Source organism: Pseudomonas sp. NPDC087615, assembly GCF_044743445.1.
Lineage (GTDB): Bacteria > Pseudomonadota > Gammaproteobacteria > Pseudomonadales > Pseudomonadaceae > Aquipseudomonas > Aquipseudomonas baetica_A.
Genome location: NZ_JBIUWM010000054.1, coordinates 14,859 through 41,395, shown reverse-complemented (window position 1 = coordinate 41,395; position 26,537 = coordinate 14,859). Strand labels below are relative to the sequence as shown.

Annotated in this window: 26 protein-coding genes and 1 pseudogene; 12 read left to right on the top strand and 15 right to left on the bottom strand. The window is 59.9% G+C overall.

Features of this window, described 5'->3' with window-relative positions; all coding sequences use genetic code 11:
* A partial coding sequence (locus ACIOU6_RS22490) for a phosphoenolpyruvate carboxykinase (ATP) (RefSeq protein WP_128614188.1) occupies positions 1-328 on the top strand: 328 nt, incomplete at its 5' end.
* A 41-nt stretch (positions 329-369) separates the two neighbouring features.
* Here the strand turns inward: ACIOU6_RS22490 and ACIOU6_RS22485 are convergent.
* The 6 genes and pseudogenes from ACIOU6_RS22485 to ACIOU6_RS22460 all read right to left on the bottom strand — a co-directional run.
* Positions 370-492, bottom strand: a pseudogene (locus ACIOU6_RS22485) (XRE family transcriptional regulator); the annotation flags it as partial.
* 91 nt (positions 493-583) lie between these two features.
* Positions 584-856, bottom strand: coding sequence for a type II toxin-antitoxin system RelE/ParE family toxin (locus ACIOU6_RS22480; RefSeq protein ID WP_401138938.1), 273 nt, complete (start codon positions 854-856; stop codon positions 584-586).
* Positions 856-1,299, bottom strand: coding sequence for a hypothetical protein (locus tag ACIOU6_RS22475; protein WP_221731032.1), 444 nt, complete (start codon positions 1,297-1,299; stop codon positions 856-858). Before ACIOU6_RS22475 ends, ACIOU6_RS22480 begins: the two co-directional genes overlap by 1 nt.
* Before the next feature lie 154 nt (positions 1,300-1,453).
* Positions 1,454-1,753: a hypothetical protein gene (locus tag ACIOU6_RS22470; RefSeq protein WP_401138937.1), complete on the bottom strand. Its 300-nt coding sequence runs from the start codon at positions 1,751-1,753 to the stop codon at positions 1,454-1,456.
* Between the two features lie 354 nt (positions 1,754-2,107).
* Positions 2,108-3,235 carry a hypothetical protein gene (locus ACIOU6_RS22465; protein WP_221731034.1) on the bottom strand — a complete coding sequence of 376 codons (1,128 nt, stop codon included), beginning with the start codon at positions 3,233-3,235 and terminating at the stop codon, positions 2,108-2,110.
* 96 nt (positions 3,236-3,331) lie between these two features.
* Positions 3,332-3,619 carry a hypothetical protein gene (locus ACIOU6_RS22460; protein WP_401138936.1) on the bottom strand — a complete coding sequence of 96 codons (288 nt, stop codon included), beginning with the start codon at positions 3,617-3,619 and terminating at the stop codon, positions 3,332-3,334.
* A gap of 293 nt (positions 3,620-3,912) precedes the next feature.
* Between ACIOU6_RS22460 and ACIOU6_RS22455 the strand changes: the two genes are divergently transcribed.
* From ACIOU6_RS22455 to ACIOU6_RS22440, 4 genes are all read left to right on the top strand, one after another.
* The gene (locus tag ACIOU6_RS22455; protein WP_401138935.1) at positions 3,913-4,416 is read left to right on the top strand and encodes a polysaccharide deacetylase; all 504 of its coding nucleotides are present in this window, start codon (positions 3,913-3,915) and stop codon (positions 4,414-4,416) included.
* A gap of 163 nt (positions 4,417-4,579) precedes the next feature.
* Positions 4,580-6,514, top strand: a complete 1,935-nt coding sequence (locus ACIOU6_RS22450; protein WP_401138934.1) for an ATP-dependent DNA helicase RecQ — start codon at positions 4,580-4,582, stop codon at positions 6,512-6,514.
* A 167-nt stretch (positions 6,515-6,681) separates the two neighbouring features.
* Positions 6,682-7,905: a 3-hydroxyacyl-CoA dehydrogenase NAD-binding domain-containing protein gene (locus ACIOU6_RS22445; protein ID WP_401138933.1), complete on the top strand. Its 1,224-nt coding sequence runs from the start codon at positions 6,682-6,684 to the stop codon at positions 7,903-7,905.
* A gap of 104 nt (positions 7,906-8,009) precedes the next feature.
* Positions 8,010-8,429, top strand: a complete 420-nt coding sequence (locus ACIOU6_RS22440; RefSeq protein ID WP_401138932.1) for an acyl-CoA thioesterase — start codon at positions 8,010-8,012, stop codon at positions 8,427-8,429.
* A gap of 67 nt (positions 8,430-8,496) precedes the next feature.
* Here ACIOU6_RS22440 and ACIOU6_RS22435 read toward each other — a convergent pair whose 3' ends face one another.
* From ACIOU6_RS22435 to ACIOU6_RS22420, 4 genes are all read right to left on the bottom strand, one after another.
* Positions 8,497-8,979 carry a glycine zipper domain-containing protein gene (locus ACIOU6_RS22435; RefSeq protein WP_221731040.1) on the bottom strand — a complete coding sequence of 161 codons (483 nt, stop codon included), beginning with the start codon at positions 8,977-8,979 and terminating at the stop codon, positions 8,497-8,499.
* A gap of 327 nt (positions 8,980-9,306) precedes the next feature.
* Positions 9,307-11,655: an FdhF/YdeP family oxidoreductase gene (locus tag ACIOU6_RS22430; RefSeq protein WP_401138931.1), complete on the bottom strand. Its 2,349-nt coding sequence runs from the start codon at positions 11,653-11,655 to the stop codon at positions 9,307-9,309.
* The gene (gene fdhD, locus ACIOU6_RS22425) at positions 11,652-12,491 is read right to left on the bottom strand and encodes a formate dehydrogenase accessory sulfurtransferase FdhD (protein ID WP_401138930.1); all 840 of its coding nucleotides are present in this window, start codon (positions 12,489-12,491) and stop codon (positions 11,652-11,654) included. Before fdhD ends, ACIOU6_RS22430 begins: the two co-directional genes overlap by 4 nt.
* A gap of 92 nt (positions 12,492-12,583) precedes the next feature.
* A complete protein-coding gene (locus tag ACIOU6_RS22420) occupies positions 12,584-13,471 on the bottom strand; it encodes a LysR family transcriptional regulator (protein WP_221731043.1) in 888 nt (295 codons plus the stop codon).
* Between the two features lie 143 nt (positions 13,472-13,614).
* Here ACIOU6_RS22420 and lysM point away from each other — a divergent pair, with 143 nt between their 5' ends.
* Entirely contained in the window at positions 13,615-14,064 is a 450-nt protein-coding gene (lysM, locus tag ACIOU6_RS22415; RefSeq protein WP_221731044.1) for a peptidoglycan-binding protein LysM, read from the top strand.
* 94 nt (positions 14,065-14,158) lie between these two features.
* On the opposite strand, the gene yrfG is transcribed toward lysM, so the two are convergent.
* On the bottom strand, positions 14,159-14,821 hold the full coding sequence (yrfG, locus tag ACIOU6_RS22410) for a GMP/IMP nucleotidase (protein ID WP_401138929.1): 663 nt from the start codon (positions 14,819-14,821) through the stop codon (positions 14,159-14,161).
* Positions 14,822-14,909: 88 nt separating this feature from the next.
* Here yrfG and nudE point away from each other — a divergent pair, with 88 nt between their 5' ends.
* Positions 14,910-15,476, top strand: a complete 567-nt coding sequence (nudE, locus tag ACIOU6_RS22405) for an ADP compounds hydrolase NudE (RefSeq protein WP_221731046.1) — start codon at positions 14,910-14,912, stop codon at positions 15,474-15,476.
* A gap of 11 nt (positions 15,477-15,487) precedes the next feature.
* Entirely contained in the window at positions 15,488-16,315 is an 828-nt protein-coding gene (cysQ, locus tag ACIOU6_RS22400; protein ID WP_401138940.1) for a 3'(2'),5'-bisphosphate nucleotidase CysQ, read from the top strand.
* A 64-nt stretch (positions 16,316-16,379) separates the two neighbouring features.
* On the opposite strand, the gene ACIOU6_RS22395 is transcribed toward cysQ, so the two are convergent.
* The 4 genes from ACIOU6_RS22395 to rfbC are packed head-to-tail and all read right to left on the bottom strand — an operon-like array spanning position 16,380 to position 20,610.
* A complete protein-coding gene (locus tag ACIOU6_RS22395) occupies positions 16,380-16,835 on the bottom strand; it encodes a thioesterase domain-containing protein (RefSeq protein WP_221731047.1) in 456 nt (151 codons plus the stop codon).
* The gene (locus ACIOU6_RS22390; protein ID WP_221731048.1) at positions 16,832-18,217 is read right to left on the bottom strand and encodes a sigma-54 dependent transcriptional regulator; all 1,386 of its coding nucleotides are present in this window, start codon (positions 18,215-18,217) and stop codon (positions 16,832-16,834) included. The genes ACIOU6_RS22395 and ACIOU6_RS22390 overlap by 4 nt, the downstream gene beginning before the upstream one ends.
* Positions 18,214-20,022: an ATP-binding protein gene (locus ACIOU6_RS22385; RefSeq protein WP_401138928.1), complete on the bottom strand. Its 1,809-nt coding sequence runs from the start codon at positions 20,020-20,022 to the stop codon at positions 18,214-18,216. The genes ACIOU6_RS22390 and ACIOU6_RS22385 overlap by 4 nt, the downstream gene beginning before the upstream one ends.
* Before the next feature lie 42 nt (positions 20,023-20,064).
* Complete coding sequence (gene rfbC, locus ACIOU6_RS22380) at positions 20,065-20,610, bottom strand: dTDP-4-dehydrorhamnose 3,5-epimerase (protein WP_221731050.1); 546 nt, start codon at positions 20,608-20,610, stop codon at positions 20,065-20,067.
* A 147-nt stretch (positions 20,611-20,757) separates the two neighbouring features.
* Between rfbC and ACIOU6_RS22375 the strand changes: the two genes are divergently transcribed.
* The 4 genes from ACIOU6_RS22375 to ACIOU6_RS22360 all read left to right on the top strand — a co-directional run bounded on the left by ACIOU6_RS22375 (position 20,758) and on the right by ACIOU6_RS22360 (position 26,421).
* On the top strand, positions 20,758-23,670 hold the full coding sequence (locus ACIOU6_RS22375) for an aminotransferase (RefSeq protein WP_401138927.1): 2,913 nt from the start codon (positions 20,758-20,760) through the stop codon (positions 23,668-23,670).
* 302 nt (positions 23,671-23,972) lie between these two features.
* A complete protein-coding gene (aguB, locus tag ACIOU6_RS22370) occupies positions 23,973-24,851 on the top strand; it encodes an N-carbamoylputrescine amidase (protein ID WP_221731052.1) in 879 nt (292 codons plus the stop codon).
* Positions 24,852-24,856: 5 nt separating this feature from the next.
* On the top strand, positions 24,857-25,963 hold the full coding sequence (gene aguA, locus ACIOU6_RS22365) for an agmatine deiminase (protein ID WP_401138926.1): 1,107 nt from the start codon (positions 24,857-24,859) through the stop codon (positions 25,961-25,963).
* A 245-nt stretch (positions 25,964-26,208) separates the two neighbouring features.
* A complete protein-coding gene (locus ACIOU6_RS22360) occupies positions 26,209-26,421 on the top strand; it encodes a hypothetical protein (protein ID WP_221731054.1) in 213 nt (70 codons plus the stop codon).
* Positions 26,422-26,537: the final 116 nt, after the last annotated feature.

The following is a 26,537-nucleotide window of genomic DNA, read 5'->3' as shown; positions in this document are numbered from 1 at the left end:
CTCCAAGGTCTACCTGGTCAACACCGGCTGGACCGGCGGTGGCTACGGCGTCGGCAAACGCTTCAACATCCCGACCACCCGCGCAGTGATCGCCGCCATCCAGAGCGGCGCACTGATCGGTGCGGCCACCGAGCACCTGGACACCATCAACCTCGACGTGCCACTGGCCGTACCGGGCGTTGAAACCAACCTGCTCAACCCACGCAACACCTGGGCTGACAAGGCTGCGTACGACGAGGCTGCCAAGGCACTGGCCGGTCTGTTCATCGAGAACTTCAAGAAGTTCGAAGTGAGCGACGCGATCAAGGCTGCTGGGCCTAAGTTGTAAGCGTTGGTTTGTGGTGAATGAAAAAGCCGCCCTTAGGGGCGGCTTTTTTGTGCGAGTTGTTTGGCCGTCAGCCTCCTGCGTAACCGAGCCAATTTCAAGCGTTCGCCAAGGTCCTTCAGGAGTCGTGCAGTTTTAGGAAGCAGAGCCGCAGTCTTTCTGGCCATAACGCTAGTATTCCTTCACTTGGGTATTGATAACGCCAGAATAATTGCACTTCCGGGGAATGGGTTTGCCCTGTCGAATCCTCGTGATCTGTCATAGCCATTGCTGTCGGGCATGCATTATTCGAAGCACCTCCACACATTCATCTTTGATCGTGTAGACGATGACATAGTTGGAAGCTGCGACGATTTCTCGTGTGCCTTCAACTCTGCCCCTTCTGTATAAGGTCGGGCGCTTTCGGGCGACTTCCCCTTTTGATTCAAACACCTCGTCGAGATCCGCAGCCGCTTCAGGATTGTCTTGACTAATGCGGTCCATTATTCGGTCTCGGTCATCAAGCGCCTCTTGGCGCCAGATCAACCTCATCAACGCACGCGTTGACGCAGGGCATCGCGCTTGGCAGCAAATATTCGTCGAGCGTCTTCATCGCTCACGCTGGGTCTTGGATCATCAATGCTGATTTGCACCTGCCGCTTGAACCACTCTTCATACGCCGCCGCCTCATGAGCTTGCTTCATTGCTTCGGCGCGATCAGGACGTGTGTAGGTTTTCATTTGCAGCGGGTCATAGCTGGATGCATCCACATTGAAGTGAGTGATACCCAGTTCTTGCAAATAGGCCACTAATGTTTCAAGGCGTTTGAACAAGCGCACCTGACCACTGCGTTGCGCTGCGAGCGAACTTGCTTTGCTTCCCTGATGAATTTGAATCGACCAGCCACCAGGCTTGGCGATGATACGTGTGCTGCTGACTGAACCGTTTTCAATCAGGCGCGTCAGGGTGCTGTGATCGATGGTTTCAGTGGTCATGACGGCGAACTCTTGGCTGAACAATGGCTGCCATCGTACGCAATCAATAGTAGTTTGCAAAATTCAACTCCTGCACTGGACGCCGGGTGTCCCGCATCCATGTTCTTTGGTGAGGCAGGCGCCACTTATTGGGAGCGCACCTGCCTGAGATTTTTCAGACTGGCGCTTTCCAATTGAGCATTTGCTGCTGCGCGACTTGCAGCAGACCACAGCCATCCTGCGTCAGCAGATAGAGGGCGTGGGTGATGTGGGCGATGTCTTCGACGTCGGTTTGTTTGAAGCTGAGGCAGTAGTGGGTTTTAAGCAGGTCGCTGGAGGCGCGCAGGCGCTGGACGGCGCATTCGAGGATGTCGTGCGGGTTGGCCGCAGTTTCGATGATCAGGGGCTTGGTGTCGGTGAGGTTGGATTCGAGTGGGCGGTAGCGATCGGGGGCGAGCGGGTTCCATGCGTTCATTATGTTTGGCCTCGAAATATGTCATGAGAATCCGCGCCCACCGTGACCAAGCGATAGGTGGCGGACTGCGTTCGGGTTGGTCAACCAGTGAGGCACTCACAACCGGCACGCCCGAAGGCGTCCCGAGCTCAGCCGCCATAAAGCGTGCCGACACAAAAAGCGCCAGCAGCGTACAACGAGTGCGAGTGCACAACTCATACGGGTGACCAAGCCCGAACCGCTGATTTGACAGCGACAGTCACGACTATAGGTTTGAACTACCAAGCGCCGATAGGCGGCAGCGGGGTCCAGACTTGTAGGAACGGGACGAAGATCAGATAAGAGATTGCTGTAGGTTTTTTCGCTCGCTCACCGTCAACCAAGATTCTTGTACGCCGCCTCATCCAGCACACTGGTCGTCAGCCCGGTTTCGGGTGTGTAAATCGAACCTTTCACCGCTGAAAACGGCACACCTTTGCTACCCAGCGACACATAACGTTCGTCTTGGTCCAGTTCGGTGAAGTAGGTGTACGAACACTTTTCCATGGCCTGGTATTTCGCGGCGGCCCTGACGATGGCGTCGGTGTGCTGGCGCAGGTCAGTGTCGCTCAGGTTCAGGGTTTTGCTCAGCGGCGTGCCCCAGCGCTGGAGGCACACTTCGGCGAAGTGGCGGACGATCAGGCCGGGTTCGGCCAGCACGTTAGGGCCGCTGTCGCCGTCAGCGGCGGCGTTGCCCACCAGTGTGGCGTGGCGGCCGGGCATCGGGAAAACGCTGGTTTTGGTGCCAGTGGCGGTTTGCGGGATGACGCAACTGAAGCCTTTGGAGCGCTCGTTCCGGGCATAAAAGCCGACATATTCTTTGACGTTGGCATTGAGTTTCACCCGGTGTTCCTGAAAATTGCCGATGCCCGGAACCGGGTCAATGGCGAAGATCTTGACCGGAATGTTCTTCAGTGCGTCGTCGGCGTACAAGGCGTTGGCCAACATGTGGCAACTGACGCCGCCGCGACTCCATCCCACCAGGTTGACTTGAGTGGGAATGACACCGTCCTTACGGTACGTCTTGATGATTTGTTCCTGTAACGTTTGCTGAGTAACGCTTCGCTCTCCGTAGTTATATTTTCGCCACATCCACGAGCCTTCGATTTTTACGTCTTCGATGGGAATGCCGGCAGCTTTCAGTCGGTTGTATTCTGCTTCGGTCAGTTGTTCACGCTGCCAGTCGCATTTGCCTTTGATAATGTTCACGGCATGTTGGACGTTCTCCTCCCAACCTTTTCCGAGCAGCGTACCGCTCAGGTTGTAATCGCCGGACTCGGTAAACAGTTCATCGGCCTGCAAATTGCTGGTGCCCGGGCCGTCGACGACGACCCATTCGGCAAACTCCCGGCCGCTGTGGTGCGAAGCAAGCGTGGAAACCAGTTCGCCGTTCCAGTAGTTCGGATTGTTCGTATCAAATCTGGTGGAGCCAGTACCGCAAAAAAAGACAGTTAAAGTCGTCATGTTTGTTGCTCTTTTAATGGAAGAGCAATCAATCTAGTGCGGTTCTTTTTTGTGGTGAAGCAGTGGGTTGTTGCCAAGTTTGTTGCGTGTTGTTTTTTAGTTTTTATTATTGACTTTGAATTTCGCCACTTCCAGTAGTTCGCAACCATCCTGAGTCAATAAATAAAGCGCATTGATGATGTTGGGAATGTCTTTGACATCCGCTTGTTGAAAACACATGCAGTAAAGCGTTTCCAGCAGATTGTTGGCGGCGCACAGTCTTTGTTGAGCGGCATTGAGCAAGTCTTCATGGCTGGCGTCAGTGTCGATAACCAGCACCGGATTGTCGCTGTAGGTGGTTTTCAAGCGGCGATAGCGGTTGATGGGTGGATGCAGTGAGTTCATGGATGAAGTCTGTCCTTTGAGAAGTCGCTACGGCGAGATTCAGTCGCGCCGGCCACTATAGGAGGGTGTTGCGCAGCGGGACAAGACGGCCAGGATGGACAGCGTTTGTAGGGGGTTTTCCGGGGGAGCAAGTATTTGCCCTACATGTTTTCATGACCTTTTTAAGGCAAAACCCTTATATGGGAAATTTCCCACGGCTTTATCAGGCACTTCTGGGTAAACATCTGTATTGTGCGCGCCAGAATCTGTGGGACTTTTCCAAACGTCCGATACACGCTTAAAGGGAATTAGGTATGCAGTGGCTACGAATGGCCTCGATCATATTGCTGTGGGCTATTGGCTACCGTTTGACATTGGCAGCTGATATTGGCAACGCACTGGTACTGGATCATCTGGATCGAACCGGTTGGCCCGGTGCACTGACCAACCAGGTGAATGTCGACACGGCCTCCCGCGCCGAAGTGCTGATGTTCGGCAAAGCCTTGCTCGCCAGCGAAGCGCTGGACGAGTCGGGTTTGAAGCAACGGCTGGGCGTGCCGCAAGTGCAGCTCAAGTCGATCAGGCAAGTGCGCAACGATCTCTGGGATCGTTTGCTGAGCACCTATCGCAACGCCAGTCAGGACTGTGACGGGCAACCCTTTTGTCCACAGGTGCGTAGCATCTCCGATCTGCGCCAACTGGCGGCGGCGTTCACCGGGGACATCAGCCCGGCCCATGCGCTGTGGGCGAGCAAGAGCCTGGATGTGCATGAGCAAATGTTGAACGAGCAGTTGCGCGTGGCGGTGTTGCGGCCCTGAGTTCTGGATTTCGTGTTGCTTGGGCGGGCCGCCTCCCGGGCACTGAGCTGTGCGCGCCTTTCGCTGTATCATTCCGTATCGATTTGGCCCCCGACCTTTTCTCGACTCGCTGCGATCGCCCGCTAGGCTGTTGGCATGGCAGCGGTCAAAGGAGTGACAGCGAATGCACAACACCCTGGAACAGGTTTTTGGTTATCCACAGTTTCGACCCGGACAAGAGGCCGCCATCAGCGCGGTGCTGGCCGGGCGCTCGGCGGCGGCGATCTTTCCCACCGGTTCCGGCAAGTCCCTTTGCTATCAATTATCGGCGCTGATGCTGCCGAATCTGACCCTGGTGGTTTCGCCGCTGTTGGCGCTGATGCAGGATCAATTGGCGTTCCTGCAGCGCCACGGCATTTCGGCGGGCAGCATCGACTCGGCGCAGAGTCGAGACGATGCCAATGACGTGATGGCCCGCGCCCGTTCGGGTGAATTGAAGATTCTGATGATTTCGGTCGAGCGTCTGAAAAACGAGCGCTTCCGCAATTTCCTGCAGCAGGTGCCGATCTCTTTGCTGGTGGTGGATGAGGCGCACTGCATCTCGGAGTGGGGCCACAATTTTCGCCCCGACTACCTCAAACTGCCGGACTACCAGCGCCAGTTCAATATCCCGCAAGCCTTGCTGCTGACCGCCACCGCCACGCCGAAAGTCATCGCCGACATGCAGGCAAAATTTGCCATTGCCGCTGACGATGTGGTGACCACCGGTTTCTACCGGCCCAATCTCAATTTGCTGGTGGAACCGGTGCGTGGGCAGGACAAGCGCCGGCGTCTGGTGGAGTGGATGGCCGAGCGTCCGGGCCAGCCGAGTATCGTTTATGTGACCTTGCAGAAAACCGCCGAACACATCGCTGAACACCTTGAACGCAACGGTATTCAGGCTGAGGCCTATCATGCCGGTCTGCCCCACGATAAGCGTGAAGGTATCCAGAAACGCTTCATGGCCGGGCAGTCCAATTGCATCGTCGCGACCATCGCCTTCGGCATGGGCATCGATAAAAGTGATATCCGCAATGTGGTGCACTTCGACCTGCCCAAATCCATCGAAAACTACAGCCAGGAAATCGGCCGCGCCGGGCGTGACGGGCAGCCTTCGGACTGTCTGGTGCTGGCCAATCGCGACAGCCTCAATGTGCTGGAAAACTTCGTCTACGGCGACACGCCGGAACGCGAAGGCATTCGTTATGTACTCGATGAATTGAAAGCTTCGGCACCGCAAGGGCAGTGGGAGTTTCTGCTCGGGCCATTGGCAGATCACAGCAACATCCGTGCGTTGCCCCTGAAGACTTTGCTGGTGCAATTGGAGTTGCGTGGCTTGATCGCACCGCGTTACGCCTATTACGCCGAATACCGTTTCAAATACCTGCTGGAGCCCGAGGCGTTGCTTGAGCGTTTCGAGGGCGAACGCCGGGATTTCGTCGCGGCGATCATCCACACCTCAAGTCGGGCGCGAACCTGGGCTACGGTGGATTTCGAGGCGATGTATACGCAGTATTCGGCCGAGCGTAATCGGGTGGTGAAGGCGCTGGATTACTTCCAGGAAAAGCGCTGGGTCGAGCTTGAGAGCAAGCAGATGACCGAGGTCTACAGCTTGTTGCAAAGTGACTTCGACAGCGACGTTATGAGTGCAGAGTTGCACGATGTCTTCACTCGCCACGAGCAAACCGAAGTCGCGCGGATTCACGCCATGCTTGATGTGTTCGCTACCGAACGCTGCCTGGGTTATCGCCTGGCGGAGTACTTCGGCGATCACAATGCCCCTGAGCGCTGTGGGCATTGTTCGGTGTGCCATGGGCACATTGCCCGGTTGCCGGCGCCACCGGAACTGCCTGCGCTTGTGGATAAAAGTTTTGCGGCTCTGTGCGGTGATTTTATCCACAAGCATGAGCAGCACACGGGCCATGCGCCGACGGCCGAACGACTGACGCGGTTTCTGTGCGGGATCAGTGTGCCGCTGTTCACCAAGCTCAAGGCGCGGACGATTTCCGGGTATGCGGCGTTGGAGGAGTATCCCTTCGCTGAGGTGCGAGGCTGGGCCGACAATCACTTGCTCGACTGAACCGAGAGTTCTGTGGGAGCGAGCCTGCTCGCTTCCACAGGGATTGTTGTGATCGAGCAGAGCTGCATCCATCCGCTGAATGTTGATCATCACGGTAATAAACTTCAAAAACCGTCGCTGGCTGATTATGGTGAGACCAGTCTTTGGATCGCCAACAAGAGAACAACATGAGCCAGACATTCGGTATTGAGCAGGCTGCCGTGATCGGTGCGGGGACCATGGGGCGCGGCATTGTCATGTGCCTGGCCAACGCTGGGGTGACGGTGCAGTGGGTCGACAACAATCCACAGATGCTTGAGCAGGCGCTCGCCACGGTGGCGGACACTTACGCACACAACGTGCGTCAGGGGCGCATTGATCAGGCTGAGGCAGATGCGCGGCTCGCCCGGGTCAGTGCGGCGGCGGATTACACGGCGGTCCGCAATGTCGATCTGGTGATCGAAGCGGTGTACGAAAACCTTGAGCTGAAGCAGAAGATTTTTCGCGAACTCGATGGCCTGCTTAAGCCCGAAGCGCTGCTGGCGAGTAATACGTCGGCGCTGGATATCGATGCGATTGCTGCCGCCACCCGTCGCCCTGAGCAAGTCCTGGGCCTGCATTTCTTCAGTCCGGCGCACATCATGAAACTGCTTGAAATCGTCCGTGGCGCGAAGACTTCACCCGCCGTGCTGCACGCCGCGCTGGCGCTGGGCGAGCGCATGGGCAAGGTCAGTGTGGTATCGGGCAACTGCCACGGTTTTATCGGCAATCGCATGCTCCATCCGTATGTGCTTGAAGCACGCAAGATGTTGCTGGAAGGGGCTTACCCACAGCAGGTCGACGCAGCCTTGCAGGGCTTTGGTTTTGCCATGGGGCCGTTTCGCATGTACGACGTGGTCGGTATCGATCTGGAGTGGCGTGCGCGTGAGTTGGCCGGCAAGGGCCAGGATGCTCTGCAAGTTCAGGTGGATAATCGCTTGTGCGAGATGGGCCGGTTTGGTCAGAAATCCGGCAACGGTTATTACCACTACGAGCCGGGCAGTCGTCAGGCTGAGCATGATCCCGAGGTCGATGCGTTGGTGTTGCGGGTCAGTGAAGCATTGGGTTTCCAGCGCCGTGACATCGGCCCGGAAGAGATTCTTGAGCGGTGTTTGCTCGCGCTGGTCAACGAAGGGGCAAAGATTCTGCAGGAAGGCATTGCCGAGTCGGCGCATGACATTGATCTGGTCTATCTGAACGGCTATGGCTTCCCGGCGGACAAGGGCGGGCCGATGGCCTGGGCGGATCGGCAAGGGCTGGCGGATATTCATCAGCGCTTGCTGGCGCTGGAGACACGGCAGGGCGATCAGTGGAAACCGGCGCGGTTGATCGGTGAGTTGGCAGCGCAGGGGAAGGGTTTTGCCGACCGTTGAATGATGTGGCGCCATTACTGGCGCCTTCGCAGGCAAGCCCGCTGCCACAGGTATAGTGGTCGTCCTCACTGTCAGCGTGAGGTCGATCAATACGAGAACTACGCATGAACCAACGCACCGACTACCCGCATTTCCAACCCATCACCACGCGCTGGCACGACAACGACGCCTACGGCCACGTCAACAACGTCACCTATTACAGCTTCTTCGACACTGCCGTGAACACTTACCTGATTCAGGCCGGTGGGCTGGATATCCATGACGGTGAGGTGGTGGGCTTTGTGGTCAGTTCGGCGTGTGACTACTTTGCTTCCATCGCTTTCCCGGACTTGATCGAGATCGGTCTGCGGGTGGGCAAACTGGGCAACAGTTCGGTGCAATACGAATTGGCAGTGTTCAAGGTCGGCGAAAGCGAGGCGTGTGCGGCCGGGCGTTTCGTGCATGTGTTTGTTGATCGGGCGAGCAATCAGCCAGTGCCGATCCCGGTGCAATTACGCCAGGCGCTGGAATATCTGGTGAGGTGACAAGCAAAAAAAATCGCAGCACTGGGGCTGCGATTTTTGCTTTACCGGCCAACGAGGTATTCAGGCCTCAGTCGCGATAGTACTTGTGGTGTTTGCGGTGGCCGTAGGCATGGCCGCGACCTGGATGACGGTCGCGATAGTAACCACGGTCACGATCACGACCGCGATCGTAATGACGACCATCGTCGTTGCTACTGTTGCCCATGTAGTTGCCCAGCGCGCCACCGGCACCGCCACCCGCTGCGGCGCCAATCAGGCTGCCGGTGGAGCCGCCCACGCTGCGGCCGACCACGTTACCGCCGGCTGCGCCCAGCGCGCCACCGATGGCCGCTTCGCCACGGCTGTGTTTGTTTGCGCCAACGGCGCTACCACCCGCGCCGCCCAGGGCCGCGCCAATGGTGGAACCTGTATTGCCGCCTAACGACTGACCGACGACCGAGCCAAGAACCCCGCCCAATGCGCCGCCCACACCTGCTTCGGTGGTGCCGCCAGCAGACGCGAAGCCACTGACCAGGCCAAGGGACAACAAGAGAATCGAGGAGAACTTCATAGGTGAGCCTCAAAGGGATGACGGCGCGATCCTGAGGCTCTGTCACGAGCGTGACAATCTAAATCCGACGAGTAACACGACTTGTATGCAATTGTGCAAGTTACTGTTTTAACTGCGGAACTTAACCGATTTTCGCCGGTCTTTACCTACTTCGGACTGGCCGCTTTTGTGAAAAAGCGGCCTTTTTTTTCGGCGGTGGAAAAGTGTTTGAGCTTAAGAAGTGCATTGACTGAACCGACGCGTTCTCGAGCAAGCCTGCTCCCACATTGAAATGCATTCCAATGTGGGAGCGGGCTTGCTCGCGAAGAGGCCGGAACAGGCACCGTATCAAGCCGACTTGGCCATGATCAGCCCGGTCTCGCTCGCCGCTTCCAGGCGAATCGCAATGAACTTCGACGTCGGCGTATGGCTGCCATCCCCAGTGCTTTCCAGCGGCACCAGTGGATTCACTTCCGGGTAATACGCGGCGGCCTGGCCGGCCGGAATATCAAACGCCAGCAGCGTAAAGCCCTTCACCCGACGCTCACGACCATCGTCCCAGATCGAAACGATGTCGGCCTTCTGCCCCGGCCGGAAGCCCAGGCGAATGATGTCGGCTTCGTTGACGAACAGCACGTCGCGCTGGCCTTTCACCCCGCGATAACGGTCGTCGAGACCATAAATCGTGGTGTTGTACTGATCGTGGGAACGCATCGATTGCAGGATCAGATCCGGCAGTTGCCCGGTGGCGCGGGTGCGTTCGTGGACCAGATCCTTGGGCAGCATGTTGGCGCGGAAATTGGCGCGGCCCGACGGGGTGCTCCACTTACGTGCTCCGGCGCTGTTACCGAGGTAGAAGCCGCCCGGGTTTTTGATCTTCTCATTGAAGTCTTTGAAGTTCGGGATGGTGTCGGCGATCAGATCGCGAATGCGTCCGTAATCGGCCACCAGCCAGTTCCAGTCCACCGGTTTACTGCCCAGCGTGGCAGCGGCGATACCGGCAATGATCGACGGTTCCGAGCGCATCTGGTTCGACAGCGGCTGCAATTGGCCGTTGGAGGCGTGAACCATGCTGAACGAGTCTTCCACGGTGACGGCTTGTGGGCCTTCGGTCTGGATGTCGATGTCGGTGCGGCCCAGGCACGGCAGGATCAGCGCGTCTTTACCGTGGGCCAAATGGCTGCGGTTGAGTTTGGTGCTGATCTGCACGGTCAGGTCGCAATTGCTCAGCGCCGCGAACGTGCGAGGGCTGTCCGGTGTGGCTTGGGCGAAGTTGCCGCCCAGACCGATAAAGACCTTGGCGCGACCTTCGGCCATGGCATGGATCGCCTCGACCACGTTGTGCCCGTTTTCACGCGGCACCTTGAACTGGAAACGCCGCTCAAGGGAGTCGAGGAACGCCACGGGCGGGCGCTCGTTGATGCCCATCGTGCGGTCGCCCTGCACGTTACTGTGACCGCGCACCGGGCACAGGCCTGCGCCGGGCTTGCCGATGTTGCCGCGCAGCAGCATCAGGTTGGCGATTTCCTGGATGGTCGGCACCGAATGACGATGCTGGGTGATGCCCATCGCCCAGCACATGATCACGTTCTTGCCTTTGGCGTACATGCGCGCCGCTTGCTCGATCTCGACCAGGGTCAGGCCGGACTGCTCGACGATCTGCTCCCACGGCGTGTCGTCGACAACGCCCAGGTATTCCAGCACGTTGGCGCTGTGTGCATTGAGGAAGTCGTGATCGAACACCGCAGGCGCGCCAGCCTTCTGCGCGTCGCGCTCCCATTGCAGCAGGAACTTGGCCATGCCGCGCAGCACCGCCATGTCACCGCCCAAGGCCGGACGGAAGTAAGCGGTGTTGGTCGGCTTGTCACCGTTGGTGAGCATTTCGATCGGGTGCTGCGGGTGTTGGAAACGTTCCAGACCGCGCTCTTTCAGCGGGTTGATGCACACCACTTGCGCGCCGCGTTTCACCGCTTCACGCAGGGGTTCGAGCATCCGTGGATGGTTGGTGCCGGGGTTCTGGCCCCAGACGAAAATCGCGTCGGCGTGTTCGAAGTCATCGAAGGTCACGGTGCCTTTGCCGACGCCGACACTCTGCGCCAATGCCACGCCGCTGGCTTCGTGGCACATGTTCGAGCAGTCAGGGAAATTGTTGGTGCCAAAGGCACGCACGAACAACTGATACAAGTAGGCGGCTTCGTTACTCGCGCGACCCGAGGTGTAGAACTCGGCCAGATCCGGGCTTGGCAGATTTTGCAGGTGTTTGGCGATGAGCGCGTAGGCGTCGTCCCAACTGATCGGTTTGTAGCGATCGGTCTGGGCGTCGTAGACCATCGGCTCGGTCAGGCGGCCCTGATACTCAAGCCAGTAATCGCTCTGTTCCAGCAGCGAAGTCACGCTGTGTTTGGCGAAGAACTTGGCATCCACGCGACGCTTGGTCGCTTCCCAGTTCACCGCTTTGGCGCCGTTCTCGCAGAACTTGACCATCCCGCTTTCCGGCGAATCACCCCAGGCGCAACCCGGGCAGTCGAAGCCGCCGTTCTGGTTGGTCTTGAGCATCATGCGCAGGTTTTTCAGCGCGTTGTCGCTGGTCAACCAGGCCTGGGCCACGCTGATCAGGGCACCCCAACCGCCGGCTGCGCCTTTGTAGGGCTTGTAGCGCGGGACAGGTTTCTGGTCGGCTTGATGATGTTGGCTCACGCTTGATTCTCCATCGCGGGGCTATACACCCGCGGCGCACTTTTCTGCGGCAGGTGGATGAGATTGAGGTTGTGCCGACGGGCCCATTGCACGGCAAGGCCCGTAGGCGCGGACAGGCTGACCAGGGTCTGGATGCCGGCGCGCAAAACTTTCTGGATCAATTCGAGGCTGCAACGGCTGGTGACAATCGCCAGACCGCCCTCGGTGGGTATCTGCTGGCGGATCAAGCCACCGATCAGTTTGTCGAGGGCGTTGTGCCGGCCGATGTCTTCGCGACCGAGCAGCAACTCGCCGCTGGCGTTCATGAACACCGCCGCATGCACCGCACCGCAGTGCTGACCCAGCGGCTGGAAGGCGCCGATGCGCTGGCGCAAACCGTCAAGCCAGGCGATGGGTGGCAAGGGCGCGCCGGGCAAGATCTTCAGGTCAGGCAGCGCCTGTTCCACCGCTTCGACGCCGCACAGGCCGCAACCACTGGTGCCGGCCAACTGGCGCCGCTGTTGCTTGAGGTTCCAGAAGGCGCGGTTGGCGATGGTCACCTGTGCATATTGCGCAGAACCAGCGCCGGTCAGTTGCAGGTCATAAATGTCGTTGGCGTCTTCGATGATGCCGCTGCCGAGGCTGAAACCGACGATGAAGTCCTCAAGGTCGGTCGGCGTCACTAGCATGACTGCCTGGCTGATGCCGTTGTAGGCAATCGCCAACGCCACTTCCTCGGCCAGCGCGGCGCTGGCCGATTCCTGTAGGGGCAGATCGCTGTAGCTGTAGGTCTGGCTGGCTGCGGGCGCGGGCGTTTCGAGTGCAGGCGCCGCGCAGGCTGGGCGCTTGGCGTTCATGGCATCACCAACGGATTGATCAACGCTAAGACTAGGCGCGGCAAGATGTCGCGTCTAATCGCTACTTTCGATCTACCGATAGATGACGTCGATCAAGAGTCGCTTGGTGATTTCTGATACAGCGCGAAACAGGCTTCTGCCAGCGCCGATCGCGGGGCGCCTCGTCGCATGATCAGGCCCAGCGGGGCGAGGGTCTGGGCGCTTTCGATCGGTTGCAGGCGCAGGTGGTCGGTGAGTTTTTCCAGGCCGGCGTCGAGCGGCATGATCGCGCAGCAAAACCCGCCGTGCACCGCTTGTAACAATTGATGCACGGCGTCGGTTTGCAACAACGGCTGCGGGGTCAGGTTCCGACTGTGGAAGTTGTGGTCGATGGACTGGCGGAAATGCATGCCGCTGGTGAGCATCCCCAACGGCAGTTCGATCAACGCCTCCCAACTCAACGGCGCTTCGCCGAAGGTGAAGGAGCGCTGATCGTAGAGCAGGCCCATGTGGGTTTCGCTGAAGGCCAGGGATTCGAAACGCTCATTATCCAGACGATCGAGATAGGACACGCCAAGGTCGATACGGTTGTTCGCCAACTGTTCGAGGATCTGCTCGGAACTCAACGCCGACATTTCGAAACGCAGGTTCGGGTGCGCACTGTGCAAACGCTGCATCAGCGGCAGTGGATCGAAGCTCGACAGCGGCACGATGCCTAAACGCAACGTACCGATGAGGTTGCCGCGACAGGCCGCCGCTTCCGCCTGCAAGCCGTCATAAGCCGCCAGCACCGTGCGCGCCCACGCCAGCACGCGCTCCCCCGGCGCGGTGAAGCCTTCGAAGCGTTGTCCCCGGTTGACCAGCGGCAAATCGAGTTCTTCTTCAAGGCTGCGCAGACGCATCGACAGGGTCGGCTGGGTGATGTGGCAACGCGCGGCGGCCTGGCCGAAGTGGCGGGTTTCGTCGAGGGCGATGAGGAATTTCAGTTGCTTGATGTCCATCTTCGCTCCGAAGGGTGTTGGCAGGGGTGGACGATTCTAACGCTTGTGGCTGGGGTGGGTCATTGGTCGGCGTGGAACCGTATTTGGCGAAGGTGGTCTAGGCTTTGACGTCTGACCCCTTTTATTCCATGGAGTGAAACACGATGAGCCTATTCAGCTTTTTGAAAGATGCCGGTGAAAAAATCCTTGATGCGCTCACGCCGGACAAGGCCCAAGCCAACGGTGAGGCGCTGACCAAGCATGTGCAGGACGCGCTGACGGGAATCGACACGTCGAAGATTCAGGTCAAGGTTGAAGGCGAGAAAGTCATTGCCACGGGTGAAGCGGCCAGCCAGGAGGAAAAAGAAAAAATTCTGCTCGCACTGGGCAACGTTGTCGGTGTCAGCGGCGTAGACGACCAGATCACCGTGACCGGTGGTGTTGCAACCGCCGCGAAATTTGTCACCGTCGAGAAGGGTGACACGCTGAGCGCGATTTCCAAAAACGTGTACGGCGATGCCAGCAAGTTCAACAAGATTTTCGAGGCGAACAAGCCTCAGCTCAAACACCCGGACAAGATCTATCCGGGGCAGGTACTGCGTATTCCTGAGTAAGACTCAAGGCCGCTTTCGCGAGCAAGCCCGCGCCCACAGAGGAACGTATTCCAATGTGGCAGCGGGCTTGAACTCGCGAAGCAGACGACCTGATCTAGAGCCCTGCAATCAAATCGCGGTAGTCCTCGACCGCCGCAAACTCAGCGGTGTCCTTAGGCCCCTTGCGGCTGTCTGGTTCCTTCACCGCCAGTAAATGCGTCACGCCGAAATCACGCGCACTGCGCAGGATCGGCAAGGTGTCGTCGATAAACAGGCTGCGCGCCGGATCAAAGCCGATATCGGCCTGCAAGGCGTCCCAGAACTGCGGATTTTCCTTGGGGTGACCGTAATCGTGCGAGCTGATCAGCCGCTCAAAGTACGGCGCCAGTTCGATCCGTTCCAGTTTCAGCGACAACGAATCGCGGTGCGCGTTGGTGATCATGATCACCCGTTTTCCCGCCTGCTTTATCGCCGCCAGAAAGGTATCGGCATCCGGGCGCAGGGCGATCAAGTGCGCGGTTTCCTGTTTCAGTTCACGCACCGACAGTTTCAGCTCGGCACTCCAGAAATCCAGGCAATACCACTGCAACTGGCCGGCATGTCGCTCAAACAGCGGCTGCAACTCCATCTCGGCCATGGCGCGGCTCACGCCGTGCAGTTCGGCGTAGCGTTGGGGCAGGTGTTCCAGCCAGAAATGGTTGTCGAAGTGCAGATCCAGCAACGTGCCGTCCATGTCCAGCAGAACGGTATCGATGTCAGACCACGGTAAAGAAGGCATGGCAACGTCTCGAGCGGTAGAAAGATATCCGACGTAAACAATCGGGAAAGCCGCGTTATAGTAGCGCGTTCACGCCAAGGAGCTTTGCATGCGCCAGAAACCCACCGTACTCGCCCGCGAGATCGTCGCCACCAGTCGCCTGTTTTGCGTCGAAGAACTGAAGTTGCGTTTTTCCAATGGCGTGGAGCGCACTTATGAGCGGCTGGTCGGCAAGGGCGCGGGTTACGGCGCGGTGATGATCGTGGCCATGCTCGACGCCGAACACGCGGTGTTGGTCGAGGAGTATTGCGGCGGTACTGATGAATACGAATTGTCCTTGCCCAAAGGTTTGATCGAGCCGGGCGAAGATGTGCTGGCGGCGGCCGAGCGTGAGCTCAAGGAAGAGGCCGGTTTTGGCGCGCGGCAACTGGAACATCTGACCGAGTTGTCGCTGTCGCCCGGTTACATGAGCCAGAAGATTCAAGTGGTGCTGGCCACTGATCTTTACGAGGAGCGGCTTGAGGGCGACGAGCCCGAGCTGATGCGGGTCGACAAGGTCAATCTGCGCGAGTTGTCGGCATTGGCAATGAATCCGCAGTTTTCCGAAGGCCGCGCGTTGGCCGCGCTGTATCTGGCCCGTGACCTGCTGACCCAGCGTGGATCCTTTCAATCATGAGTGAAGTGTCGATGAATTTTCCCCATACGTTGATGGCGCCGGTGGTCGAGTTGGCATTGCAGGCCGGTGAGGCGATTTTGCCGTTTTGGCGATCAGGGGTTGAAGTCACCGCCAAGTCGGATGATTCGCCGGTTACGGCGGCCGACCTGGCCGCACACCACCTGATCGTCGCCGGGCTGAAGGCGCTCGATCCAAGCATCCCGGTATTGTCCGAAGAGGACGCCGACATCGCGCAAAGCGTTCGCGCCGGGTGGCAGCGCTGGTGGCTGGTGGACCCGCTCGATGGCACCAAAGAGTTCATCAGCGGCAGTGAAGAATTTACCGTCAACATTGCGCTGATCGACAACGGTCGGGTGGTGTTTGGCGTGGTGTCGATGCCAACCAACGGTCGTTTCTATGTCGGCGGTGCCGGGCTCGGTGCCTGGCGTTGTGACAAGGGCGGTACGCCGGTTTCGATTCAGGTGCGTGATGTGCCAGCCCCGGGTGAGGCGTTCACGGTGGTGGCCAGCCGCCGGCATTCGAGTCCCGAGCAGGAACGCTTGCTGGCCGGGTTGAGCGCCAGTCTGGGTGAGCTGCAATTGGCCAATATCGGCAGTTCGTTGAAGTTCTGCCTGTTGGCCGAGGGCGCGGCGGATTGCTATCCGCGCCTGGCGCCGACTTCGCAATGGGACACGGCGGCGGCGCAGGGCGTGCTCGAAGGCGCGGGCGGTGAGGTGCTGGACTTGCAGGGTGAGGCGTTCTGTTATCCGGCGCGGGAATCGCTGCTCAATACGTCGTTTCTGGCACTGCCGGCGAAGGCGGCGTGGCGTACCCGGTTGCTGGAACTCGCCCGTTCCTGAGCGGTGAATGAACCATTGTGGCGAGTCCCTTCCTCGCCACAAACGCTGGGTGAGTTCCTGAGGGTTAGCGGTGCAGGACGTACTGCCCGCTAAATGTCACCGCATCCTCATCACTGCCGGCATTGACGATCCGCGTATTCAAGGTCAATCGCGCCCGGCCATAACGCTGATACATCGCCAGAAATTTCTTCCACACCGCCGCATCCGGCGCCAGGCAGATCGCCGTGGCATCCCCCGTCACTGGCAGCGGATAACTGATCTGCCCTTGCTGAATGACGATGTGCCCGTCCTCGATCCCTTCTTCCTTCAGCCGCAAATGCAACCAGCCCCACCCGGCCAACACCGCGCCGCAGTAGAGGCTGCCGCCGAACATGGTGCTCTTGTGGTTGACGTTGGCGTCCAGCGGCAAATGCAGGCTCAATTGCTGCGCCTGCCAGTCGAGCACTTTGAGGCCCATCGCCTGGGTCAGGGGAATGTCGTGATGCAGGACCGATTGCAGATAGCGGCTGTCACGGTTCATTCGGTTTCGTCTCCTTGGGCGCCACTGTCGGCAAAACTCAAGCCGTGTTTGCGCAGCTTGTCGTGCAAGGTCTTGCGTGGAACGCCGAGGGCTTCGGCGAGGCTGCGCACCGAGCTGTGGGAGCGCGCCAGTTCGGCGGCAATCAACGATTTCTCGAAGTTTTCCACTTGCTCGCTGAGTCCGCCACTGATGACTTCCACGGTCGTGCCGCTGCCCTCGACGCCCGTGTTATCCAGCGCCAGTTCAAGACCGAGAGCGAACCGCTCGGCGGCATTTTGCAGTTCACGCACGTTGCCAGGCCAGGTGTGGCGCAGCAGCAAGGCGCGGTGTGGCGGTTGCAGTTCGTGGGGCGGCAAACCGTGGCGAGCGCTGGCTTCATCGGCGTAGTGCTGGAACAGCACCAGAGCGTCTTCGCCACGCTCGCGCAGCGGTGGAATGCGCAGCGGCGCGACGTTGAGGCGGTAATACAAGTCGGCGCGGAAGCGGCCCTGATCAGCGGCTTGGCGCAGGTCCTCCTTGGTGGCGGCGATGACGCGGATGTCCAGCGGGATCAGTTGATTGCCACCCAGGCGCTCGACTACGCGCTCCTGCAACATGCGCAGCAGTTTGACCTGAACGTCCATGCTCATGCTTTCGATTTCATCGAGGAACAGCGTGCCGCCGTTGGCGAATTCGAACTTGCCGATCCGGCGTTTTTGCGCGCCGGTGAAGGCCCCGGGTTCGTGGCCGAACAGTTCACTTTCCACCACGGACTCGGCCAATGCCCCAGCGTTGATTGCCACGAACGGGCCGTTACGGCGGCTCGACAAGTCGTGCAGCGCACGGGCGACGACTTCTTTGCCAGCGCCGGTTTCGCCGAGGATCAACACGTCAGCCTTGGTCGCCGCCAATGCACCGATCTGTTCACGCAAGCGCAGCATCGGCTTTGACTGGCCGACCAGACGCGCACTCAACTCGTTGCGGTCGCTGAGGGCCAGACGCAGGCTGCGGTTGTCCAGCACCAGTCGGCGCAGGGCCAAGGCACGGCGCACGCTGTCGAGCAGGGCGTCGCTGGCGAAGGGTTTTTCGAGGAAGTCATACGCGCCGGCGCGCATCGCTTGCACCGCCAGTGGCACGTCGCCGTGGCCGGTGATCAGCAGCACGGGCAATTCCGGGTCTTGGTCGTGCAACTCGCTCAACAATTCCAGACCATCCATGCCGGGCATACGAATGTCGCTGACGACAACGCCCGGCCAGTCGCGCTCCAGTTGTGCGGCCAAACCTTTGGCTTCGGACAGCGGCAGGATTTTGAGCCCCGCCAGATCCAGCGTCTGGCCAAGGGCCTGACGCAGGTGCGGATCGTCGTCGATCAACACCACCTGAATGCGATTGTCGATGGTCATGCACTTCGATCCTCGGACGGTTGCAGGCTGACCCCGGGCGCGCCGGCGCGCAGGCGCAGGGTTATCAAGGCGCCACCTTGCTTGTGGTTGGCGAACGACAGTTCACCACCGAAGGCGCGCATCAGGGTTTCACAGATCGCCAAGCCCAGCCCCAAGCCCTGAGTGCGGGTCTTGGTGGTGTAGAAGGGCTCGCTGGCGCGGCCGAGGGCTTCCATGCAGAACCCCGGGCCGTTGTCGCGAATGTACAGATTGACGCCCTCGGCGGTGGATTCGGCACTCAGCCACAATTTGCGTGGCGGGCCTTTTTCGGTGAGGGCATCGAGGGCGTTGGCCAGCAGGTTGCCGAGCACCTGACGCAAGCGCGTTTCCCCGGCCTCGACCCACAACGTGGCGGCGGGCAGGTCGCGGATCAGCTCAACCTCCATGCTGCGCCGACGTTTGGCCAGCAAGGCCAGCGCATCGTCCAGCGCCGGTTGCAGGGCCACGCTTTCCGGCGCGTGGCGGTCGCGACGGGCGAAGGCGCGCAGGTGCGCGATGATCGAGGCCATGCGCCCGGTCAGCTCACTGATCAGTTTGAGATTGCCGCGTGCGTCGTCGGTGCGTTGATGATCAAGCAGCACTTCGGCGTTTTCGGCGTAGCTGCGAATGGCCGCCAACGGTTGGTTGAGTTCGTGGCTGATGCTCGCCGACATCGTGCCCAGCGCCGACAGTTTGCCGGCCTGGACCAGATCGTCCTGGGCACGTACCAGTTCCTGCTGGGCCGTTTCCCGCTCCAGCACTTCCTGCTTCAAACGACGGTTGAGGCCTTCCAGATCGCTGGTGCGTTCGGCGACGCGACCTTCCAGCTCAAGCCGCGCCTTGGCTTCAAACGCGATGCGCTCCAGATAGTGGCGACGGCGCTGCATCATCAGACCGAGCAACAGCATCAACACCAACAGCGTGGCGCCGCCAATGGCCACCACCGTGCGCACCGGGCGGTCGATCAGGGTACGCGGGGCGAGGATGCTGACGCTCCAGCCGGTTTCGGCGATGTCGTGAGTCTGGATCAGCCAAGCGGTGGGGCTGAGGTTAAGCGGGCGCGGTTCTCGGGTCGGGTAGGGCTGGATCGCGGTGATGGCGGCACGTTCGGCGTCGCTCAACGCGCGGGTCGAGCGGAAGCGCCATTCCGGGCGCGACGTGAGGATGACCACGCCGTTGTGGTCGGTCACCAACAGTTGTTCCGGGGTTTTGCCCCACAGGCTTTCGGTGTGATCGAGATCGACCTTGATCACCAGCACCCCCAGGATTCTCTCGCCATCGCGCACGGCGGCGGCGAAGAAGTAGCCGCGCTTGGCCGATGTGGTGCCCAGACCGAAGAAGCGCCCGAGACGTCCGGCCATGGCTTCGCTGAAATAGGGGCGGAAGGAAAAATTACGGCCGACAAAGCTGTCGTGCTTGTCCCAGTTCGACGCGGCCAGCGTCTTCCCGGTTGTGTCCATCAGGTACATGACTTCGGCACCGGTCTGCGCACTGATGTTTTTCAACAGACGGTTGGCGTTGCCTTGGGTGACCCCATCGTCTGGCGCTCCGAGCACAGCGCGCAGGGCCGGCAGTTGGCCGAGTATCTGCGGCAGTACTTCGTAGCGGTGCAGGGTGCCCAGCAGGTTGGCGACGTACAGGTCGAGGGTCTGGCGGTTCTGGCCGGCCAGTTCGCTGCGGTAATAGCGCTCAGCCAGATGCTCCAGCGGCCACAGCAGCGGCGCCAGGCACAGGGCCAGAAGGGCGAGGCTGCGCCAGCGGGGTCTGCGGGGGAGAGATGGTTTCATGTGCCGGATGCGCCTGTGTGAACAGGCGCATTATGCCCGGCCTCAGGAAAAGACGTCAGCGTCCTTGAGCAGCGCTGCTGCCTGATCCTTGGCGGACAGTTTCGGCGCCTCGTCCAGTTGCCAGTCGATGCCCAGAGCAGGGTCGTCCCAGCGAATGCTGCGTTCGGAAGAAGGATCGTAGTAATTGGTGGTCTTGTAGAGGAACTCGGCGAACTCGCTCAGCACCACGAAACCATGGGCGAAACCTTCCGGCACCCAGAGCTGACGATGGTTTTCAGCCGACAGGCGCACCGCTACCGACTTGCCGAAGTGCGGCGAGCTGCGGCGGATGTCCACGGCCACATCGAGCACTTCACCGACCGTGACGCGAACCAGTTTGCCTTGGGTGTTTTGCAGTTGGTAATGCAGGCCACGCAGCACGCCTTTTTGCGAGCGCGAGTGGTTGTCTTGGACGAATTGGGTGTCCAGACCGGTGGCGTCCTGGAACGCCTTGGCGTTGAAACTCTCGTAGAAGAAACCGCGCTCGTCACCGAACACCTTGGGTTCGATGATCAGAACACCGGGCAGATCGGTGGTGATGACATTCATGAGAATTTCCATAGGCAGATGTGAATGGCCGACATTCTTGCGCAAAGTGCCGGCGGATGCGAGCGCTTGAATAACCACGATGAGGGGTTGCGCATCCTCTGCTGCGGTGGCGATATAGGCGCCTAATAAAATTCCAGGGGTCGTTTCATGTCGCTCGCCACGTTGATTCATCGCGCCAGTTTGCCCAGCCCGCAGGTTTCGCAGGCGCAGGCCCTGCAATGGCTGGCCGAGCACTACGGGCTCAGCGGCACGTTGCAGGCCCTCGGCAGCCAGCAGGATCTCAATTACCGCATCGACACTGAGCGCGGGCGGTTTGTCATGAAAATCTGCCGGGGCGATTACGCCCTTGTGGAGCTGCAAGCCCAGCACGCCGGCCTGAAATATCTGGCCGAGCACTGCGATGTGAACGTGCCCCGGGTGATTGCCGCCCATAACGGTCAGGACTTGCTGACGCTGGATGTCGACGGCGAAGCGGTGCATGTGCGGCTGCTGGATTACATCGAAGGCCAGCCGCTCACGCATCTCGATCACCTCGGCCATGAAGTGGTCGCCGGGTTTGGCAGGCTTTGTGGCGAGATGGACCTGGCGCTGGCAGGCTTCGACCATCCGGGCCTGGAACGCACGTTGCAGTGGGACGCGCGCCATGCCAGCGCTTTGATCGGCCATTTGCTGCCAGTGATCAGGGACGATCAGCAGCGCACGTTGATCGCCGACGCCGCCGAACAGGCCGAGCGCCGTTTGCAGCCGCTGGCAGACAAGCTGCCGGTGCAGGCGATCCACATGGACATCACCGATGACAACGCGGTGTGGGCACGCGACGCCCAGCGTCATTGGCAGTTGCAGGGGGTGATCGATTTTGGCGATCTGGTCCGCACCTGGCGCATCACCGATTTGTCGGTGACCTGTGCGGCGTTGCTGCATCACGCCGGTGGCGATCCGTTTGTCATTCTGCCGGCGGTTCAGGCCTATCACGCGGTCAATCCGCTGCAACACGAAGAACTGCAAGCCTTGTGGCCGTTGATCGTCGCTCGGGCGGCGGTGCTGGTGCTCAGTGGCGAGCAGCAGGTCAGCATCGATCCGGGCAACGCCTACAGCCGCGACAACCTGACCCATGAGTGGGAAATCTTCCGCGTGGCCACCTCGGTGCCGCTGGCACTGATGGAAGCGGCGATTCTCAGCGCCGTCGGTCAGCCGTTGCCGGCGATCAACAGCGAAGGATTTGTACCGTTGCTGCCGAATCTGGTCGGGCGCGAATTTGCGTTGATCGATCTCGGCGTTTTGAGCGCGCATTTCGAGGCTGGGAATTGGGAGCAGGACGGCATCGATCAGCGTCTGTTGAACGACGCAGCGGCGGCCCATGGTTTGGCGGCGAGCCGTTATGGCCAATACCGTTTGTCGCGCACCCGGCCGGACAGCGCTGAAGAACCGGACACGTTCGCGCTGCACGTCGAATTGCGCGTGCCCACTGGCACACCCGTGGAGTCGCCGTTTGCCGGTGTGGTTCATCAGCACGCAGATGGCGTGCTGCAACTCGACGGCCCACAGCTCAGCGTGCGCTTGTGGGGCGTGACGCCTTCGCTGCACAGCGGCGCAGCGCTGGTCAAAGGTCAGGTGCTGGGCGCGGTCAGCGGGCCGTTGATCGTGCAACTGAATCGCGGTGCGCAACTGAATGCGCCGCTCTTCTGTACGCCATCGCGCGCCGCCGCGTGGCAAGCGTTGTGCCCGTCTCCTGCGGGGTTATTGGGGCTGGCCTGCGATGCCGAGCCAGAGCTGGACGCCAAGACCCTGCTTGAACGCCGCGATGCCAGTTTCGCCCGTACACAAAAACACTATTACGTCGATCCGCCGCGCATCGAGCGCGGCTGGCGCAACCACCTGATCGACATGCAGGGCCGTTCCTATCTCGACATGCTCAACAACGTGGCAGTGCTCGGTCACGGCCATCCGCGCATGGCGGCGGTCGCTGCCCGTCAATGGTCGCTCCTCAATACCAACTCACGCTTCAACTATGCGGCGGTCGCCGAGTTTTCCGAGCGCTTGCTGAAGCTGGCGCCGGAGGGCATGGATCGGGTGTTTCTGGTCAACAGTGGCAGCGAGGCCAATGACCTGGCGATCCGCCTGGCTTGGGCTTACAGCGGCGGTCGCGACATGATCAGCGTGCTGGAGGCCTACCACGGCTGGACGGTGGGTGCCGATGCGGTGTCGACCTCGATCGCCGACAACCCCAAAGCCCTCGAAAGCCGCCCGGACTGGGTGCATCCGGTGACCGCGCCAAACCTCTATCGCGGCGAGTTCCGTGGCCTCGATTCGGCACCTGACTACGTGCGCAGCGTCGAACATCACTTGGCGAAAATCGCCGAGCAGAAACGCCAACTGGCCGGGTTCATCTGCGAACCGGTGTACGGCAATGCCGGTGGCATCTCGCTGCCGACGGGGTATCTGCAGCAGGTGTACGCGCGGGTCCGCGCACAGGGTGGCGTGTGCATCGCCGATGAAGTGCAGGTCGGTTACGGGCGCATGGGCCATTTCTTTTGGGGCTTCGAAGAGCAAGGCGTGGTGCCGGACATCATCGTCATGGCCAAAGGCATGGGCAATGGCCAGCCACTGGGCGCGGTGATCACTCGCCGGGAAATCGCCGAGGCGCTGGAGGCTGAGGGTTACTTCTTCTCGTCGGCCGGTGGCAGTCCGGTGAGCTGCCAGATCGGCATGGCCGTGCTGGATGTGATGGAGGAAGAAAAACTCTGGGAGAACGCCCAAGTGGTGGGCGGCCACTTCAAGGCGCGGCTCGAAGCCTTGATCGATAAACATCCGCTGGTCGGCGCCGTGCATGGTTCGGGGTTCTATCTGGGGCTGGAGTTGATCCGCAACCGCGAGACGCTGGAGCCTGCGACCGAAGAGACCTCGTTGCTGTGTGATCGTCTGCGCGAACTGGGGATTTTCATGCAGCCGACCGGCGATGACCTGAACATCCTCAAGATCAAACCGCCGATGGTGACGCCGCGGCGCAGTGTGGACTTCTTTGTCGACATGCTCGACCGGGTGCTCACCGAAGGCTTGTAAAACCCACGAACCCCTGTGGGAGCGGGCTTGCTCGCGAAAGCGGTGCTTCAGTCGACATCCAAAGTGACTGACACACTGCTTTCGCGAGCAAGCCCCACACCTTTCGTTTGGTGGTTTTAATTCGATTTGTATCGGTATTAAGTCTTTAAAATCAGACGAAATACATTTTTGTAGCTTCAAAAGCCGATATTTATCGGCTATAAAGTCGCCATTGCTCCGGCATGGTGATTTTTGTCCGGTGCGCGCGTTTTTTCTCTTCGGTCGAATCCTCGACCGTCAAAGCCTTTGCCCGGAGATGATTCATGAGCCGTATCGTTACCGTCGCCGCCACTCAGATGGCCTGTTCGTGGGATCTGGAAGCCAACCTTGAAACCGCTGAAAGGCTGGTGCGCGAAGCGGCCGCCCAAGGCGCGCAGATCATCCTGATCCAGGAATTGTTCGAGGCGCCGTACTTTTGCCAGAAGCCAAACCCGGACTATCTGCAACTGGCCACGACGGTTGAAGAAAACGTCGCGATCAAGCATTTCCGCAAAGTCGCCAAAGAGCTGCAGGTTGTATTGCCGATCAGCTTCTACGAGCTGGCCGGGCGTGCGCGTTTCAACAGCATTGCGATCATCGACGCCGACGGCAGCAACCTCGGGATTTATCGTAAAAGCCACATTCCGGACGGCCCGGGCTACCACGAGAAGTACTACTTCAACCCGGGCGATACCGGCTTCAAGGTGTGGAACACCCGTTACGCGAAAATCGGCGTGGGCATCTGCTGGGATCAGTGGTTCCCGGAAGCGGCGCGGGCGATGGCCCTGCAAGGCGCGGAAATCCTGTTTTACCCGACCGCCATCGGCAGCGAGCCGCACGACAAAAGCATTTCGTCCCGCGATCACTGGCAGCGCGTGCAGCAGGGTCATGCCGGCGCCAACCTGATGCCGCTGATCGCCAGCAACCGCATCGGCCACGAAGAACAGGACGGCTACGACATCACGTTCTACGGCTCCTCCTTCATTGCCAACCCGTTCGGCGAAAAAGTGCAGGAGCTGAATAAAACCGAAGAAGGTATTCTTGTGCACACTTTCAACCTCGACGAGCTCGAACATATTCGCAGCGCGTGGGGTTCATTCCGCGACCGCCGGCCGAATCTGTACGGCGCGTTGAAAACCCTCGACGGTTCCCTGGAGTCCTGATCCCGATGACCACATTGAAAAGTACCCCGCGCGCCGACGGCTTCCACATGCCGGCCGAGTGGGCACCCCAGACTCAGACCTGGATGATCTGGCCCGAGCGTCCGGACAACTGGCGTCTGGGCGGCAAACCGGCGCAAGCCGCACACGCGGCAGTGGCTAAAGCCATTGCCCGTTTCGAGCCGGTGACCGTGGCCGTTTCTGCCGGCCAGTACGAAAACGCCCGTGCGCGTCTGGACGTGCCGAATATCCGCGTGGTCGAGATGTCCAGCGATGATGCTTGGGTACGCGACAGCGGCCCGACGTTCGTCATCAACAACAGCGGCGAAGTGCGCGGCGTGAACTGGGACTTCAACGCCTGGGGCGGCTTTGACGGCGGCTTGTACTCGCCGTGGAACCGCGACTCACAGGTCGGCGGCAAGATCCTTGAGATTGAGCGCAGTCCGCGTTACCGCACCGAAGGTTTTGTGCTCGAGGGCGGTTCGATTCACGTCGATGGCGAAGGCACGCTGATCACTACCGAAGAATGCCTGCTCAACCGCAATCGCAACCCGCACCTGAGCCGCGAAGAAATCGAAGCGGTGCTCAGCGCCAACCTGGCTGTGGATAAAATCATCTGGCTGCCGGACGGTTTGTTCAACGACGAAACCGACGGCCATGTGGATAACTTCTGCTGCTACGTGCGTCCGGGCGAAGTGCTGCTGGCGTGGACCGACGATCCACAGGATCCGAATTACCCACGCTGCCAGGCGGCGATGAACGTGCTGCAAAACAGCATCGACGCCAAGGGACGCCCGTTCACGGTGCACAAAATGCCGATTCCGGGGCCGCTGTTTGCCACCGAAGAAGAGTGCGCTGGCGTTGATCCGGTGGACGGCACGCAAGAGCGCAACCCGAGCGTGCGTCTGGCGGGTTCTTACGTGAATTTCCTGATCGTCAACGGCGGCATCATCGCGCCGAGCTTCGACGATCCGATGGACGGCCCGGCCAGGGAAATCCTGCAGAACCTGTTCCCGCAGCACGAAGTGGTGATGGTGCCGGGCCGCGAACTGTTACTGGGTGGCGGCAATATTCACTGCCTTACCCAACAGCAGCCAGCGCCGCACAAAGAGTGAGTTGAGTCGTAACAGCTTGAGTTGATTGAACAATCAGCGGGGCGACGATTCGCTTGCCCGATAGACAAAGAAGCCCGCGTCCCTGCTGGACGGCGGGCTTCTTTGTATCCGCTTGTCGACAAGTGCGAAACATTGGCATAGCTCTTGTATTGAAACTTGAGTACTAGGGAGGGAGGAGAACTTCAACAGTTCTGTCATAAACCTTGGATAACTTAGCCGCTCATTAACGGGGGGAGAGCGCCGAAATGAACGCCGAAGTGAACATAGTCAGAGCACGAACTTTGCGCCCCATGGCCGTAAACGGCAAATCGCTCCAGGTAGTCGCGCACTGGTTGAAATCCAATGGAACGCGTCAGATCAGGGAAGCTGATCCGCGCCGGATGATGATCGAGCGTTACCCCGCTGACCTGTTCAGCGAAGCAGAACTGGATGCGTTGTGGGCTGTGATGCAAGGATAAGAAAAACAACAGCGATGGGTAAAAGCGCTGCCGGGATGGCGGCGCTTTTTTATGGGCGTTGCAAAATCCAGTGTGAACACTGACTGGGGGGGCTTGCTCCCGAATGCGGTGGGTCA

Coding starts and splice junctions, on each gene's coding strand:
- ACIOU6_RS22480 (WP_401138938.1), bottom strand. CDS start 856: ATGAGGTTGATCTGGCGCCAAGAGGCGCTTGATGACCGAGACCGAATA.
- ACIOU6_RS22475 (WP_221731032.1), bottom strand. CDS start 1,299: ATGACCACTGAAACCATCGATCACAGCACCCTGACGCGCCTGATTGAA.
- ACIOU6_RS22470 (WP_401138937.1), bottom strand. CDS start 1,753: ATGAACGCATGGAACCCGCTCGCCCCCGATCGCTACCGCCCACTCGAA.
- ACIOU6_RS22465 (WP_221731034.1), bottom strand. CDS start 3,235: ATGACGACTTTAACTGTCTTTTTTTGCGGTACTGGCTCCACCAGATTT.
- ACIOU6_RS22460 (WP_401138936.1), bottom strand. CDS start 3,619: ATGAACTCACTGCATCCACCCATCAACCGCTATCGCCGCTTGAAAACC.
- ACIOU6_RS22455 (WP_401138935.1), top strand. CDS start 3,913: ATGCAGTGGCTACGAATGGCCTCGATCATATTGCTGTGGGCTATTGGC.
- ACIOU6_RS22450 (WP_401138934.1), top strand. CDS start 4,580: ATGCACAACACCCTGGAACAGGTTTTTGGTTATCCACAGTTTCGACCC.
- ACIOU6_RS22445 (WP_401138933.1), top strand. CDS start 6,682: ATGAGCCAGACATTCGGTATTGAGCAGGCTGCCGTGATCGGTGCGGGG.
- ACIOU6_RS22440 (WP_401138932.1), top strand. CDS start 8,010: ATGAACCAACGCACCGACTACCCGCATTTCCAACCCATCACCACGCGC.
- ACIOU6_RS22435 (WP_221731040.1), bottom strand. CDS start 8,979: ATGAAGTTCTCCTCGATTCTCTTGTTGTCCCTTGGCCTGGTCAGTGGC.
- fdhD (WP_401138930.1), bottom strand. CDS start 12,491: ATGAACGCCAAGCGCCCAGCCTGCGCGGCGCCTGCACTCGAAACGCCC.
- ACIOU6_RS22420 (WP_221731043.1), bottom strand. CDS start 13,471: ATGGACATCAAGCAACTGAAATTCCTCATCGCCCTCGACGAAACCCGC.
- lysM (WP_221731044.1), top strand. CDS start 13,615: ATGAGCCTATTCAGCTTTTTGAAAGATGCCGGTGAAAAAATCCTTGAT.
- yrfG (WP_401138929.1), bottom strand. CDS start 14,821: ATGCCTTCTTTACCGTGGTCTGACATCGATACCGTTCTGCTGGACATG.
- nudE (WP_221731046.1), top strand. CDS start 14,910: ATGCGCCAGAAACCCACCGTACTCGCCCGCGAGATCGTCGCCACCAGT.
- cysQ (WP_401138940.1), top strand. CDS start 15,488: ATGAATTTTCCCCATACGTTGATGGCGCCGGTGGTCGAGTTGGCATTG.
- ACIOU6_RS22395 (WP_221731047.1), bottom strand. CDS start 16,835: ATGAACCGTGACAGCCGCTATCTGCAATCGGTCCTGCATCACGACATT.
- ACIOU6_RS22390 (WP_221731048.1), bottom strand. CDS start 18,217: ATGACCATCGACAATCGCATTCAGGTGGTGTTGATCGACGACGATCCG.
- ACIOU6_RS22385 (WP_401138928.1), bottom strand. CDS start 20,022: ATGAAACCATCTCTCCCCCGCAGACCCCGCTGGCGCAGCCTCGCCCTT.
- rfbC (WP_221731050.1), bottom strand. CDS start 20,610: ATGAATGTCATCACCACCGATCTGCCCGGTGTTCTGATCATCGAACCC.
- ACIOU6_RS22375 (WP_401138927.1), top strand. CDS start 20,758: ATGTCGCTCGCCACGTTGATTCATCGCGCCAGTTTGCCCAGCCCGCAG.
- aguB (WP_221731052.1), top strand. CDS start 23,973: ATGAGCCGTATCGTTACCGTCGCCGCCACTCAGATGGCCTGTTCGTGG.
- aguA (WP_401138926.1), top strand. CDS start 24,857: ATGACCACATTGAAAAGTACCCCGCGCGCCGACGGCTTCCACATGCCG.
- ACIOU6_RS22360 (WP_221731054.1), top strand. CDS start 26,209: ATGAACGCCGAAGTGAACATAGTCAGAGCACGAACTTTGCGCCCCATG.